The organism is Gilliamella apicola, assembly GCF_003202655.1.
GTDB lineage: Bacteria > Pseudomonadota > Gammaproteobacteria > Enterobacterales > Orbaceae > Gilliamella > Gilliamella apicola_R.
Genome location: NZ_QGLR01000015.1, coordinates 1 through 14,554, shown reverse-complemented (window position 1 = coordinate 14,554; position 14,554 = coordinate 1). Strand labels below are relative to the sequence as shown.

At 36.2% G+C, this 14,554-nt stretch carries 13 protein-coding genes; 9 read left to right on the top strand and 4 right to left on the bottom strand.

Annotated elements, in window-relative coordinates; translation table 11 throughout:
* Positions 1-19 precede the first annotated feature (19 nt).
* From fabD to DKK70_RS13735, 8 genes are all read left to right on the top strand, one after another.
* Positions 20-955, top strand: a complete 936-nt coding sequence (fabD, locus tag DKK70_RS13770; protein WP_110434530.1) for an ACP S-malonyltransferase — start codon at positions 20-22, stop codon at positions 953-955.
* A gap of 18 nt (positions 956-973) precedes the next feature.
* Entirely contained in the window at positions 974-1,708 is a 735-nt protein-coding gene (fabG, locus tag DKK70_RS13765; RefSeq protein ID WP_110424287.1) for a 3-oxoacyl-ACP reductase FabG, read from the top strand.
* A 149-nt stretch (positions 1,709-1,857) separates the two neighbouring features.
* Positions 1,858-2,091, top strand: coding sequence for an acyl carrier protein (gene acpP, locus DKK70_RS13760; RefSeq protein WP_025316503.1), 234 nt, complete (start codon positions 1,858-1,860; stop codon positions 2,089-2,091).
* 158 nt (positions 2,092-2,249) lie between these two features.
* Positions 2,250-3,494 carry a beta-ketoacyl-ACP synthase II gene (gene fabF / locus DKK70_RS13755; protein WP_110424286.1) on the top strand — a complete coding sequence of 415 codons (1,245 nt, stop codon included), beginning with the start codon at positions 2,250-2,252 and terminating at the stop codon, positions 3,492-3,494.
* Positions 3,495-3,726: 232 nt separating this feature from the next.
* Positions 3,727-4,818 (top strand): glycerol dehydrogenase, encoded by a 1,092-nt coding sequence (locus tag DKK70_RS13750; protein ID WP_110434529.1) that lies wholly within the window; start codon positions 3,727-3,729, stop codon positions 4,816-4,818.
* Between the two features lie 167 nt (positions 4,819-4,985).
* Positions 4,986-8,465, top strand: coding sequence for a DNA polymerase III subunit alpha (gene dnaE, locus DKK70_RS13745; protein WP_110434528.1), 3,480 nt, complete (start codon positions 4,986-4,988; stop codon positions 8,463-8,465).
* 214 nt (positions 8,466-8,679) lie between these two features.
* Complete coding sequence (gene accA / locus DKK70_RS13740) at positions 8,680-9,639, top strand: acetyl-CoA carboxylase carboxyl transferase subunit alpha (RefSeq protein ID WP_219999818.1); 960 nt, start codon at positions 8,680-8,682, stop codon at positions 9,637-9,639.
* Between the two features lie 14 nt (positions 9,640-9,653).
* Positions 9,654-10,022, top strand: coding sequence for a diacylglycerol kinase (locus tag DKK70_RS13735; RefSeq protein ID WP_110434526.1), 369 nt, complete (start codon positions 9,654-9,656; stop codon positions 10,020-10,022).
* 80 nt (positions 10,023-10,102) lie between these two features.
* Here DKK70_RS13735 and DKK70_RS13730 read toward each other — a convergent pair whose 3' ends face one another.
* The 4 genes from DKK70_RS13730 to metK form a co-directional block, all read right to left on the bottom strand.
* The gene (locus tag DKK70_RS13730) at positions 10,103-10,945 is read right to left on the bottom strand and encodes a 23S rRNA (adenine(2030)-N(6))-methyltransferase RlmJ (RefSeq protein WP_110434525.1); all 843 of its coding nucleotides are present in this window, start codon (positions 10,943-10,945) and stop codon (positions 10,103-10,105) included.
* Complete coding sequence (locus tag DKK70_RS13725) at positions 10,939-11,313, bottom strand: hypothetical protein (protein WP_110434524.1); 375 nt, start codon at positions 11,311-11,313, stop codon at positions 10,939-10,941. Before DKK70_RS13725 ends, DKK70_RS13730 begins: the two co-directional genes overlap by 7 nt.
* 257 nt (positions 11,314-11,570) lie before the next feature.
* Positions 11,571-12,074 carry a SprT family zinc-dependent metalloprotease gene (locus tag DKK70_RS13720; RefSeq protein ID WP_110434523.1) on the bottom strand — a complete coding sequence of 168 codons (504 nt, stop codon included), beginning with the start codon at positions 12,072-12,074 and terminating at the stop codon, positions 11,571-11,573.
* The gene (gene metK, locus DKK70_RS13715) at positions 12,058-13,209 is read right to left on the bottom strand and encodes a methionine adenosyltransferase (protein ID WP_110434522.1); all 1,152 of its coding nucleotides are present in this window, start codon (positions 13,207-13,209) and stop codon (positions 12,058-12,060) included. The genes DKK70_RS13720 and metK overlap by 17 nt, the downstream gene beginning before the upstream one ends.
* Before the next feature lie 209 nt (positions 13,210-13,418).
* Between metK and murI the strand changes: the two genes are divergently transcribed.
* Positions 13,419-14,246 carry a glutamate racemase gene (gene murI / locus DKK70_RS13710; protein ID WP_110434521.1) on the top strand — a complete coding sequence of 276 codons (828 nt, stop codon included), beginning with the start codon at positions 13,419-13,421 and terminating at the stop codon, positions 14,244-14,246.
* Positions 14,247-14,554: the final 308 nt, after the last annotated feature.

Genomic DNA, 14,554 nt, shown 5'->3' with positions numbered 1-14,554 from the left:
GTAATCAAGGATTTCAAAAATGACCAAATTTGCAATGGTATTTCCAGGACAAGGCTCACAAGCTGTAGGTATGTTAAAAGATCTTGCGGAAAACTATCCAGTTGTTAAGTCAACTTTTGATGAAGCGTCACAAGTGTTAGGTTATGATTTATGGGCTTTAGTGCAAGAGGGGCCAGCTGAAGAACTCAATAAAACTTGGCAAACTCAACCTGCATTACTTGCTTCATCGGTAGCTATTTACCGTGTTTGGCAAAGTATTAATGGTGCTCAACCCGAATTTATGGCTGGTCACAGTTTAGGAGAATACTCAGCATTGGTATGTGCCGGCGTAATTGATTTTAAAGATGCCATTAAATTAGTTGAATTACGTGGCAAACTAATGCAAGAAGTGGTGCCAAGTGGTACTGGCGCGATGTTTGCTATTATTGGTTTAGATAACGATTCAATTCAAAAAGCATGTGAACAAGCGGCTCAAGGTCAAGTTGTTGCACCAGTTAATTTCAATTCACCTGGCCAAGTTGTTATTGCCGGTAATAAAGAAGCGGTTGAACGCGCAGGGGCGCTTTGTAAAGAGGCTGGTGCTAAACGTGCATTACCGCTTGCAGTTAGTGTACCTTCTCATTGTGCCTTAATGAAACCTGCTGCTGATAAATTAGCGATAACTTTAAATGATATTACATTTAATACTCCTAAATTTGCGGTAATTAATAATGTCGATGTTAAAGTTGAAACATCAGCAGAAAAAATTAAAGCCGCATTAATAGCTCAGCTATATAGTCCTGTTCGTTGGACTGAAAGCGTTGAAGAAATGGCAAAACAAGGAGTAACACTGTTAGTGGAAATGGGACCAGGTAAAGTATTAACTGGTTTAACTAAACGAATTGTTGATTCATTATCAGCTTGTGCTGTTAATGATAAAGCGTCATTAGATGTTGCGATCGAAAATACTAAATAAATGATAAAAGGGGTAGTTATGAACCTATCAGGAAAAATTGCTTTAGTCACAGGTGCCAGCCGTGGAATTGGTAAAGCAATTGCAGAAAAATTAGTTGCTTGTGGTGCTACCGTAATTGGAACTGCAACAACAGAAAAAGGTGCACAAGCCATAAGTGATTATTTAGGCTCTAACGGTAAAGGTTTAGCGCTAAATGTGACCGACGAAGCATCGATTGAATCAACCATTAATGCCATTAAAACGGAATTTGGCGATATCGATATTCTAGTTAATAATGCCGGTATTACCCGTGATAATTTATTAATGCGAATGAAAGAAGATGAATGGCAAGATATTTTAGATACTAATTTAACATCGGTATTTCGTTTATCAAAAGCATTAATGCGTACTATGATGAAAAAACGTTATGGTAGAATCATTACTATAGGCTCTGTTGTAGGGACTATGGGCAATGCTGGCCAAGCTAACTATGCGGCGGCAAAAGCTGGATTGATTGGATTTAGTAAATCACTAGCACGTGAAGTTGCATCTCGAGGTATTACGGTAAATGTAGTCGCCCCAGGATTCATTGCAACTGATATGACAGAAGCATTAACTGATGAACAAAAAGCGTTAACATTAGCGCAAGTACCAGCAGGGCGTTTAGGTGAACCAGCTGAAATTGCTAATGCAGTTGCGTTCTTGGCTTCTGATGAGGCATCTTACATCACTGGTGAAACTTTGCATGTCAATGGTGGCATGTATATGGTGTAATTCATCAGAATAGTGTAAAATGAACCAATAATTTACTTTTTGAACAAAAATTAAGCAATTGGGTTGAAAAATGATTGGCATCTTTTTCAACATTTTATAAACTTACATTCACCGCCACTTTCGGCGATATTTATAGGAAAAAAAAGAGTATGAGCACTATTGAAGAGCGAGTTAAGAAAATTATTGTTGAGCAACTTGGTGTGAAAGAGGACGAAGTTAAAAATGAATCTTCTTTCGTTGAAGATCTTGGCGCTGACTCTCTTGATACAGTTGAATTAGTTATGGCTTTAGAAGAAGAATTTGATACTGAAATTCCTGATGAAGAAGCTGAAAAAATTACAACTGTACAATCAGCAATTGATTACATTACTGCAAATCAATAAGGTTGGCAGAGTTTTCATAATAGGCGGTCAAATGATCGCCTAGTTTGTATTTATGCCACTATTTTTCAAAAAAGAATTTGGCATAAGTTAATTCTGAAAACTGATAATAAAAATTTCAATGATTCAAATTTCATTTCAATCCTTTTCTGGAGGACAATGTGTCTAAACGCAGAGTTGTTGTTACTGGAATGGGCATGATATCTCCAGTAGGTAATACAGTTGATTCTACTTGGCAAGCTTTATTAGCAGGTCAAAGTGGAGTAGAACTTATAGAACACTTTGATACAGCCCCTTTTGCAACGCGCTTCGCAGCGATGGTTAAAGACTTTAATGGCGAAGATTATAATATTTCACGTAAAGATGCACGTAAAATGGATTATTTTATCCAATATGGTATTGCTGCAGGTATGCAGGCAATGCAAGACGCGGGCATTGAAATTACAGAAGAAAATGCTGAGCGCATCGGTTGTGCTATCGGTTCAGGTATTGGTGGACTAGGATTGATTGAAGAAAATCATAGTGCATTAGTTAATGGTGGACCGCGTAAAATTAGTCCATTTTTTGTACCTTCAACTATAGTTAATATGATTGCAGGTCATTTATCCATTATTTATGGATTAAAAGGTCCAAGTATTACTATTGCTACTGCTTGCTCTTCTGGAGTACATAATATTGGCCATGCAGCTCGTATGATTGCCTATGGTGATGCTGATGCGATGTTAGCTGGAGGCGGTGAAAAAGCGAGTACTCCACTTGGTATAGGCGGTTTTGGTGCCGCTAGAGCATTATCAACGAATAATGATAATCCAAAAGCAGCAAGTCGCCCATGGGATAAAGACCGTGATGGTTTTGTACTGGGTGATGGGGCTGGTATCATGTTCTTAGAAGAATATGAACATGCTAAAAAGCGTGGTGCTAAAATTTATGCTGAAGTAGTTGGTTTTGGTATGAGTGGTGATGCTTATCATATGACTTCACCTCCAGCTGACGGTAGCGGAGCTGCATTAGCCATGAAATGTGCAATTCGTGATGCAGGTATAACACCTGAACAAATTGGTTATATTAATGCTCATGGTACATCAACTCCTGCTGGTGACAAAGCTGAAACTCAAGCAGTTAAAAGTATTTTCCAAGAAAACGCTAATAAAGTAATGGTAAGTTCAACTAAATCCATGATTGGCCATTTACTAGGTGCTGCTGGCGCTGTTGAATCTATCTTTACGGTGCTTGCCCTGCGTGATCAGGCTGTGCCACCAACGATTAATCTAGATAATCCTGATGAAGGATGTGATCTTGATTATGTTCCACATACAGCTCGTCAAGTGAAAAACTTAGAATATGCACTTTGTAATTCATTTGGTTTTGGTGGTACCAACGGTTCAGTTTTATTCAAGAAGATCTAATCTCCTTTCTTCCCATCATGATTAAGTGATGGGAATCATCTGTTTTAATCTTTTGACAATACTTTTCATAATAAAAAATGTGGCATATACCTAATTTTTAAAAATATTTAGTAGCTTATTCATAATAAAAGCGTATGTTTGAACGTAACCACATGGATAAAAAATATTTTTCTGAATAATGGTAATAAGATTTATCTATGCAAGATTTTTTTAATTTTTAGGAGTTGTTATTATGATTACTACTGCACTTTTCCCTAATCGTTATATTCAAGGTTTTAATGCCATTGAAAATAGTTTAGGTGAAGAATTAGCAAGGTTAGGTAAAAAAGCGTTATTATTGGAAAGTCCATCAGCCAACAAAAATTTATCTAAAACTATCGAAAAATCACTATCCGGTAAGATTGAAAGTGTTGTTGATATTTTTAACCGAGAGTGTAGTGACGAAGAGATTACAAGAATTATTGAGTTAGCCAAAGCTCAAAATATTGATGTGATTGTTGGTATAGGTGGAGGTAAGGTTATTGATACCGCGAAAGCGGTTGCCGCGACTATTCATTATCCTTGTGTTGTTGTGCCAACACTAGCCTCAACCGATGCGCCTTGTAGTGCTTTATCAGTAATTTATACCGCAACAGGTGAATTTAAACGCTATTTTGTATTACCAAGAAATCCTGATGTCGTTTTAGTTGATTCAAAAGTTATTGCTAATGCGCCTGCAAGATTTTTAGTTGCAGGAATGGGGGATGCTTTAGCAACTTGGTTTGAAGCCGAAGATTGTCGACAATCAAAAGCCGGAAACATGACCGGACGACCAGGCCCAATCACCGCCTTTGCCCTAGCAAAATTTTGTTTTGAGATATTGTTAAAATATGGTGTTCAGGCTAAAAATGCTTGTGACCAAAAAGTAGTAACTCCTGCACTGGAACATGTGATTGAAGCCAATACACTACTTTCTGGATTAGGATTTGAAAGTGGCGGGCTTTCAGCTGCTCATGCCATTCATAATGGATTTACCGCTTTAGAAGCGACACATCAGTATTGGCATGGTGAAAAAGTGGCGTTTGGTACCCTAGCTATGTTAATGTTAATTGATAGTGAGCCACAGATGATAGAGACTGTTTATCATTTTTGTCAGTCCGTAGGGTTGCCTACTACGCTAGCAGAAATTGGCTTAGCTAATGTTAGCGATGATGATTTAATGCAAGTGGCAACTTTAGCTTGTGCGCAAGGTGAATCAATTCATAATTCTCCAGCTGAAATTTCTCCAGAAACAGTATTCGCAGCAATAAAAGCAGCTAATGCTGAAGGTTTACGCCGCAAATAATTTTTAGCATTTATAAAGATAAATTTGCTTAACTTCCGTTATTTTTTTAACGGAAGTTTTACTAATTGCTTAATTGGCTGATTTTGCGATAAATAAAGACAATAAGAATATTCATCTAGTTTATGCTATAATTGTAGCTAATTTTTTGTGTAATCATTTTGGTAAATATGACCGAACCTAAGTTTATTCATCTTCATTTGCATAGCGATTTTTCAATGGTTGACGGCATCGCTAAAGTCGGTGCCTTAGTCAATGAAATAAGCAAATTGCAAATGCCTGCTTTTGCGATTACTGATTTTACCAATCTTTGCGGACTCGTTAAGTTCTATGGTTCTGCCATGGGAAAAGGCATAAAACCCATTATTGGTGCTGACTTAGCAGTTAAAAGTCCACAATTAAATGATGATATTTATCGATTAACGATATTAGCAGCTAATAATACTGGCTATCAAAATCTTACAATGCTAATTTCAAAAGCTTATCAGCGAGGTTATATCGGTGATATGCCAGTTGTTGATCAAGAATGGTTAACTCATCATCGAGAAGGATTAATCATATTAGCTGGTCGGGAAAGTGATATTGGTATTGGTGTTATTCGTGATAATCAAGCGATTATTGATGAGGCGGTCAATTATTATTTAGATCATTTTGGCCAACATTTCTATTTTGAATTAGTTCGTACCAATCGCGCTAATGAAGAGTTATTTATTCATAGTGCTATTAAATTAGCTGAACAATATTCCTTACCCGTTGTGGCAACTAATGATGTTCGTTTCTTGACTCCTTCTGATTTTGAAGCGCATGAAATTCGCGTCGCGATTCATGATGGTAATACACTTGACGATCCAAATAGACCGAAAAATTACTCATCTGAGCAATATTTGCGTTCAGAACAAGAGATGTGTAAATTGTTTTCCGACATTCCTGAAGCATTGGAAAATAGTGTTGAAATAGCTAAACGATGTAATGTAACTATTCGTCTCGGTGAATATTTTTTACCGCAATTTCCTACCGGTGATATGTCGACCGAAGATTTTTTGGTACACAAATCGCGTCAAGGTCTAGAAGAACGATTAGCTTTTCTTTTTCCTGATCCAGAAGTGCGAAAGCAGCGACGTCCTGAATATGATGAACGATTGGAAACAGAATTAAACGTAATTAATCAAATGGGGTTCCCTGGTTACTTTCTGATCGTCATGGAGTTTATTCAATGGTCAAAAGATAATGATATTCCTGTTGGACCAGGACGCGGATCAGGAGCGGGTTCTTTAGTTGCTTATGCTTTAAAGATCACTGATTTAGACCCATTAGCATTTGATCTACTTTTCGAACGTTTTTTGAATCCTGAACGGGTTTCAATGCCGGATTTTGATGTCGACTTTTGTATGGAAAAGCGTGATATGGTTATTGATCACGTTGCTGATATGTATGGTCGTGATGCGGTATCGCAAATTATTACTTTTGGTACAATGGCGGCTAAAGCGGTTATTCGAGATGTAGGGCGAGTTTTAGGTCATCCTTATGGATTTGTCGATCGTATCTCAAAATTAATTCCACCTGATCCGGGTATGACATTAGCTAAGGCATTTGAGATTGAACCGCAACTTCAAGAACTTTATGATAACAACGAAGAAATTAAATCGCTTATTGATATCGCCAGACAGTTGGAAGGGGTAACTCGAAATGCCGGTAAACATGCTGGTGGCGTAGTCATATCTCCGACGAAGATCACTGATTTTTCACCTATTTATTGCGATGCTGAGGGGCATCATCCGGTAACGCAATTTGATAAGAATGATGTTGAATATGCAGGACTGGTTAAATTTGACTTCTTAGGGTTACGTACCTTAACCATTATTGATTGGGCGATTAAAATGATTAATGAGCGCCGGTTGAAAGATGGTAAGTCACCAGTAGATATTACTCGTATTCCTCTTGATGATGAAGAATCATTCCAACTATTATTAAAAGCTGAAACAACCGCGGTCTTCCAATTGGAATCGCGTGGCATGAAAGACTTGATCAGACGCTTAAAACCTGACTGTTTTGAAGATATGATCGCATTAGTGGCGTTATTTAGACCGGGCCCGTTACAATCAGGTATGGTAGATAACTTTATTGACCGTAAACATGGACGGGAGGAAGTATCATATCCAGATATTAATCATCAACATGAATCCCTTAAACCGATTTTAGAACCAACCTATGGCATAATTTTATATCAAGAACAGGTTATGCAAATTGCCCAGACGTTATCTGGCTATACCCTTGGTGGTGCGGATTTGCTTCGCCGAGCGATGGGTAAGAAAAAACCCGAAGAGATGGCTAAACAGCGCTCGGTCTTCAAAGAAGGAGCGGAAAAACAAGGTGTTGATGGTGAACTATCCATGCACATCTTCGATCTGGTTGAAAAGTTTGCTGGCTATGGTTTTAATAAATCTCACTCGGCAGCTTATGCACTGGTTTCATATCAAACATTATGGTTAAAAACCCATTATCCAGCTGAATTCATGGCGGCAGTGATGACTGCCGATATGGATAATACCGATAAAATTGTCGGGCTTGTTGACGAATGTTTAAGAATGGGATTGCAAGTAAATCCGCCTGACATTAACAGTGGCCTTTACCATTTCCATGTGAATGATAAAGGGGAAATTGTTTATGGTATTGGTGCTATAAAAGGTGTTGGTGAGGGGCCGATAGAAGCAATTGTAGAGGCGCGTAATAGCGGCGGATATTTTAAAAATATCTTTGAGCTTTGTGCTCGAACTGATATGAAAAAAATTAACCGACGTGTCTTAGAGAAATTAACTATGGCAGGGGCTTTTGATAAATTAGGCCCACATAGAGCAGCTATTTTACATAGTATTAATGATGCGATGCAGGCAGCAGATCAATATGCTAGAGCGCAAAACATTGGGCAAGAAGATATGTTTGGTGTATTAGCCGAAGAGCCCGAACAAGTTGAAAATGCGTATGCTGCTGTTCCTGAATTACCGGAACAAGTTTTACTAGATGGTGAACGTGAAGCCTTAGGTTTATATTTAACTGGTCATCCAGTTACCCAATATTTAAAAGAACTTAATCGATATTCTGGTGGTGTACGAATAAGTGAAGCAGCCCCGACAGGATGGGGAAAAACAGCAACTTTTGCTGGTATTGTGGTTGATACAAGAGTTCGAATTACTAAAAAGGGTAATAAAATAGGTTTACTTACTTTAGATGATAGATCTGGACGTATCGATGGTTTGCTTTTTTCTGATGCGTTAGAGAAGTTTGGTCATTTATTGGTAAAAGATAAAATTTTAATTGTTTCAGGTCAAGTAAGCCATGACGATTTTAATGGTGGATTTAAGTTGTCCGTTCGTGATATCGTCGACTTAAAAGATGCTAGAGCTAAATATGTTAAGGGATTAGCTATTACCTTAACGGATGTTGAAGTTAATCGAGCTAATTTACAACGATTACAACAAATTATAGAACCCTATCGACATGGTAGTGTACCGATTAATCTCTATTATCATCGAGAAGATTCTGTGGTACGCCTGCAATTTGGCACAACTTGGCGAATTGTACCGGAAGATGCACTAATAATTGAGTTGAAAACCTTATTAGGCAATGATCGTGTTGATTTTGAGTTTGATTAATTAAAACGGATTTTTTTTATGGTTACAGTTAATATGTCTTAAACTAACTGTACTATTGGGAATGTTGTTGTTCATTAATAATAAATATTGGTGACTTCAATAACGATTACATAGTAAAATTGACTTAATACTATTTTAATAAATAGTCAGTATACTAAATTTAGTAATGTATTTTAGTAAAATACAAATAATACAAGAGGCAATCATAAGCGTTATGAATAATTTTTTGGAATTTGAAAAGCCGATAGCGGAATTAGAAGCAAAAATTAATTCCTTAAAGAATATTGATTCGCAACAAGTTGAATTAGATATCAATTTAGATAAAGAAATTAAACAATTGAATCAAAAAAGTCGTGAATTGACTAAAAAAATATTTTCAAATTTATCACCTTGGGATGTTGCTCAATTAGCTAGACACCCAAATCGACCTTATACATTAGACTATATTAATGAAATTTTTACCGATTTTGACGAGTTGGCAGGTGATCGCGCTTACGCAGATGATAAAGCAATTGTTGGTGGCATAGCGCGCATTGATGAACGCCCTGTTATGGTTATTGGTCATCAAAAAGGTCGCGAGACTAAACAAAAAATTTATCGAAATTTCGGGATGCCAGCACCTGAAGGTTATCGTAAAGCTCTAAGATTAATGCAAATGGCTGAGCGTTTTAAATTGCCAATTATTACATTTATTGATACTCCGGGTGCTTATCCTGGTATTGGTGCAGAGGAAAGAGGCCAAGCTGAAGCGATTGCTCGTAATTTACGCGAAATGTCACGCTTAAATGTTCCAACAATTTGCACAGTTATTGGTGAAGGTGGTTCCGGTGGTGCTCTGGCAATAGGAGTGGCGGATAAAGTTAATATGCTGCAGTATAGTACTTATTCTGTTATATCTCCTGAAGGTTGTGCATCTATTCTTTGGAAGAGTGCAGATAAAGCACCGGTAGCCGCTGAAGCAATGAATATGACAGCAGATAAATTGATAAAACTAAAACTCATTGATGCGATTATACCGGAACCTCTAGGTGGTGCACATCGTGATTATACGGCGGTTGCCGCTTCACTTAAAAAGCAATTATTATCTGATCTTGACGAATTAGAAAGTTTGGAATTATCGGTACTGCTTGAAAGACGCTTCCAGCGCCTTATGAATTATGGTTATGTACGCTAATATGGAATGTAAAAATGGATAAGCCTAAGGGATTAAAACGCATAATTAATGCATTTAAATATTCATTAAAGGGATTTAAATCAGCAATAAAATATGAAACAGCATTCCGTCAGGAATTGATTATGTTAGTAATTGCTTATGTTATAGTTATGCTGATCGATTTTTCAATCTATGAACGGATTTTATTGTTAGGTTCAATCGGTGTGGTAATGATTGTTGAGCTGCTCAATAGTGCTATTGAATGTGTGGTAGATCGCATTGGTAGCGAAAGGCATGAATTATCAGGTCGAGCAAAAGATTATGGATCGGCAGCCGTTTGTCTTTCATTGCTTTTAACTGCGACGTTATGGATATATCTCTTTGCTTGTCACTTCTTTCCTTAATCGAGAATCTAGTTTTTGCTAAATTATCAATAAAAAATGCGAGAATTTCTCGCATTTTTTTATTTTAAAAACAGTTTAAATCATTCAGGCACTAACTCTTTGATAAGATAATTTCCGGTTTTTTCAGTATCAAGAATGTTTTTTAACCAAGGCATAATAGTTTGCATCTGTTCTTGTAGCTTCCAAGGCGGATTGATCACAATCATCCCTGAAGCTGTCATACCTTTCTGGTTATTATCCGGTTTAACCGAAAATTCAAATTGTGAAATTCTTTTAATACCTGAATTTACAATTTGATCTATCATCTTTTGAGTTTGTGTTCGCGAAACAACTGGATACCAAATTAAATAAACTCCGGTAGCGAAACGTTTATATGCTTCAACTAACGCTTTCGGAATTTTGTGGTAATCATCTTTTATCTCATATGATGGATCTATCAAAATAATACCACGTCGAGACTCTGGCGGTAATTTTGATTTTAATTGAGCAAACCCATCTTCTCTTAATACTTTAGCTCGCTTATCTTTACTAAATTCCTGTCTTAATAAAGGATAGTCTGTTGGATGAAGCTCGGTAAGATTAAGTTTGTCCTGTTCTCTTAATAGTTGTTTAGCAATTAAAGGTGAGCCAAGATAATATTTCAAGTTATCATAAGGATTATAACGCTTCAAAACCGATAAATAAGTATTAAGTAATTCTGGCGTATCAGACTGTTGCCATATTAGATTGATTCCAGATAAAAACTCTCCCGTTTTTTCAGCATGCTCACTTTGTAGTAAATAACGTCCAGCGCCAGAATGGGTATCTAAATATAAAAAAGGTTTTTCTTTTTCTTTCAATGCATTAATACATAAGGTTAATACTATATGTTTTAATACATCTGCGTGATTTCCCGCGTGGTAGCTATGGCGATAGCTTAACATGTTTTATTTAACCTCTTTTGTTCATTTTTTTGCATATAAAATGTTGTTAATGCAAGGCTTAAAAGACAAGGTATCTCCATCAACTCTTCAATAAGATCTTTGCGATGAGGATCTAAAACTAACCATTGGTAACCTAAACGACGGTGTTCAGCAATATCGGCAATACCTAAAAAAAGAAAGGCAAAAAACAGATGCCAGACAGGAATAGTTTCATATTTATATCGACGAGCTATTTCTCGGCGAATGGTTGGTAAAAATATAGTTAATATGGGTATTGCCATGATAATGCTAGCAATGATTTTGTAATAAAAACGTGGCACGTCAGGGAAAAAATCTCGCCCCCAACTGATTCCTCGACCAAAAAGCATAAACCACCAAAAAATTGTCCAAATCCAAAATTTATAGAGATTTGCATGATTTTTGACATTCTTCGCATAATAGTATGTGTAACAACACATAAATAATAAGAACAGTGATTGAAAGTGTTCAACTAAGCTAACTGTTAATTTTCCATATAATGGAATGTAAAAGTTACCAAAGATATAGAGACAAAGGCTTAAAATTACAATGAAAATCGAGCTTTTGTAAAAATGAGTATCGAAATTAGGCATGATTTATTTCAAAATTAAATACAATTTTTAAGTTTGAGTATAGTACCGCATTTACGACATTGATAACTAGTTTTATTCTTTCTAATTTTGTTATGTCGTATTGGTGATAAATAATGTTCTTGGCAATTGCAAATATAAACATATTCGTTACGTTTAATCTGAAAATTATGAGTAACCTTCGGTTCTTTCTTCATTATTTCAGACATGACATATTGCCATTCTTTACCGTGTGGTTTAACTTTGCCAAAGTTTTGATAAGTAATGAGATGGGCCAATTCGTGGGGTACTACTTCAGCAATAAATTTTTCGCCATTTTCACAAAGCATTATGCTATTAAGTTGAATTTCCCAACGAGTCAAAAATGCGCAGCCTGCAACACTACCTTTAGGTTTATAACTAACTTTAGGTTCTTTATAATGAGAATTTAATATATTGTTGGCTTGGGTTAAGTGAGTTCTTAAGCAAGCCAACACCTGATTATGGAGATAAATCGGTATTCGTTTATAATCCTGCTGCATCTCTAAGAATTGCTGCTTTATCCGTTTTTTCCCATGGGAATATATCTCGGCCAAAATGACCGTAGGTAGCCGTTTTTTGATAAATTGGTTGAATAAGATCAAGCATTTGAATTAATCCGTAAGGTCTTAAATCAAAAAATTCTTTGATTAGAGAGATGATTTTATCCTGGGCAATTTTTTCAGTGCCAAAAGTATTAACATAGATTGATGTAGGATCAGCAACACCAATCGCATAGGAAATTTGTAATTCACATTTATCAGCTAATCCGGCTGCAACAATATTTTTAGCAACATATCTTGCTGCGTAAGCCGCTGAACGGTCTACTTTTGAAGGATCTTTGCCAGAAAATGCACCACCACCATGACGAGCTGCACCACCATAGGTATCAACAATAATTTTTCGCCCAGTTAAACCACAATCTCCCATAGGCCCACCAATTACAAAACGTCCAGTAGGGTTGATAAAGTACTTGGTTCTTGACGTTAACCACTCTTTTGGTAAAGTTGGTTTAATGATCTCTTCCATGACAGCTTCATGTAAAGCTTTTTGTTCAATGCCTTCTGAATGTTGCGTGGATAAAACCACAGTATCAACACCTTGTATTTTTCCATTTTGGTAAATCAAAGTGACTTGGCTCTTCGCATCAGGTCTTAACCAAGGAAGTGTGCCATTTTTTCTCACTTCAGCTTGACGACGCATAAGATCATGAGCATAACTAATTGCCGCTGGCATTAAATTAGGCATTTCATTGGTTGCATAACCAAACATGATACCTTGGTCACCCGCCCCTTGTTCTAAAGGATTTTGTCGATCAACACCTTGATTAATATCAGGTGATTGTTTACCAATAGCATTGAGAACCGCGCAAGAATTGGCATCAAATCCCATTTCAGAGCTGGTATAACCAATATCATTAATGGTTTTTCTGGTTAATTCTTCAATATCTACCCACGCAGAAGTCGTAATTTCTCCACCAACTAATGCCATACCTGTTTTTACGTAAGTTTCACAAGCTACGCGGGCTTTAGGATCTTGTTCTAAGATAGCATCTAAAACTGCATCAGATATTTGATCGGCTATTTTATCAGGATGTCCCTCTGATACAGATTCTGAAGTAAATAAAAATTCTGACATGTTTTACCTTCTTTAACTTATATAGTTAGTGTTATTCTCTAAATATAATTATGTATAATACTTAAGTTTAGCAGTTTTACCATCTAGACGTCTATTTTAATGATTTATTCCATGAAAAGCCAGTAATACCTCAAACAAAATTGCTTGCATAAAATTTTAATCAATTTAGGATATGGCTCGTTTAATTTTTTAACCCTCGTTAACTACATATGAATATTGTAAAAAAATCTCCAACAGTATTAGTTTTTGATTCTGGTATCGGTGGATTATCTATTTATAATGAGATCCACAATAAAATACCTCATTTACATTATATCTATGCTTTTGATAATGAAATGTTTCCTTATGGCGATAAATCATCTGAATTTCTAATTAAAAGAGTAAGCCAGATAATAGATACAATCATCAAAACCTATTCAATTGATTTAGTCGTGATTGCATGTAATACCGCAAGTACTATTTGTTTACCCAGTTTACGTTCAAAGTTTTCTTTTCCTATTGTTGGAGTAGTGCCTGCAATTAAACCTGCTAGTAAAATTACAAAAAATAAATGTATAGGGTTATTAGCAACCAAAGCAACAATACAAAGAGCATATACCAGTAATTTAATTCAGGAGTTTGCTCCAGATTGTGATGTTAAATTGCTTGGTTTATCTGAATTAGCTCATATAGCAGAAAATAAATTACAAGGTATTGCTGTTGATATGCAGCAACTTGAGACACTATTGCAGCCATGGCTTAAGTTATCTGTCATTCCAGATACAATTGTACTTGGTTGTACTCATTATCCATTTATTGAGGAGGAGCTTAAAATGCTTTTTCCTCATACAACTTTTATAGATTCAGGAAACGCAATAGCTGCTCGAGTCACTTCATTACTTAATGAACGATTTGATCTGAATAATTTAGAACAGTCATCTTCAAAAGATAATATTGTCTTAAGTACACAATGCAACCAACATGTCGAAAAACTGATGAAAAAATTATCTGAATATAATCTTGGTAAATATCAATGTATTAGCGTTTTTGCTGGTTAAAGCTTACTCGAACGATTAATTAATTGTAGTTTTTCACTTGCCAAAAAAAATGAAGCGCCTATAATGCGCATCCACTGACACGGCGTCAGCGATAAGCAGACAAAACAAGTGTTAGTGAGCAAGGTCAAAAATTTTAAAAAAAGATCTTGACGAATGAAAAAGTGTAGCGTAGTATACGCAGCCCTTGAGACAGCAAACTAAAACAAGAAATTGTGAAGTTAATTAATAAGCTGTCAGCTCTTTAAAAAGAAGAAACAGACAATCTGTGTGGGCACTTGCGAGACGAAAAATTAAAAGTCTACGGACTC

Coding starts and splice junctions, on each gene's coding strand:
- acpP (WP_025316503.1), top strand. CDS start 1,858: ATGAGCACTATTGAAGAGCGAGTTAAGAAAATTATTGTTGAGCAACTT.
- dnaE (WP_110434528.1), top strand. CDS start 4,986: ATGACCGAACCTAAGTTTATTCATCTTCATTTGCATAGCGATTTTTCA.
- metK (WP_110434522.1), bottom strand. CDS start 13,209: ATGTCAGAATTTTTATTTACTTCAGAATCTGTATCAGAGGGACATCCT.
- murI (WP_110434521.1), top strand. CDS start 13,419: ATGAATATTGTAAAAAAATCTCCAACAGTATTAGTTTTTGATTCTGGT.
- accA (WP_219999818.1), top strand. CDS start 8,680: ATGAATAATTTTTTGGAATTTGAAAAGCCGATAGCGGAATTAGAAGCA.
- fabG (WP_110424287.1), top strand. CDS start 974: ATGAACCTATCAGGAAAAATTGCTTTAGTCACAGGTGCCAGCCGTGGA.
- DKK70_RS13730 (WP_110434525.1), bottom strand. CDS start 10,945: ATGTTAAGCTATCGCCATAGCTACCACGCGGGAAATCACGCAGATGTA.
- DKK70_RS13735 (WP_110434526.1), top strand. CDS start 9,654: ATGGATAAGCCTAAGGGATTAAAACGCATAATTAATGCATTTAAATAT.
- fabD (WP_110434530.1), top strand. CDS start 20: ATGACCAAATTTGCAATGGTATTTCCAGGACAAGGCTCACAAGCTGTA.
- DKK70_RS13750 (WP_110434529.1), top strand. CDS start 3,727: ATGATTACTACTGCACTTTTCCCTAATCGTTATATTCAAGGTTTTAAT.
- DKK70_RS13720 (WP_110434523.1), bottom strand. CDS start 12,074: ATGCAGCAGGATTATAAACGAATACCGATTTATCTCCATAATCAGGTG.
- DKK70_RS13725 (WP_110434524.1), bottom strand. CDS start 11,313: ATGCTTTTTGGTCGAGGAATCAGTTGGGGGCGAGATTTTTTCCCTGAC.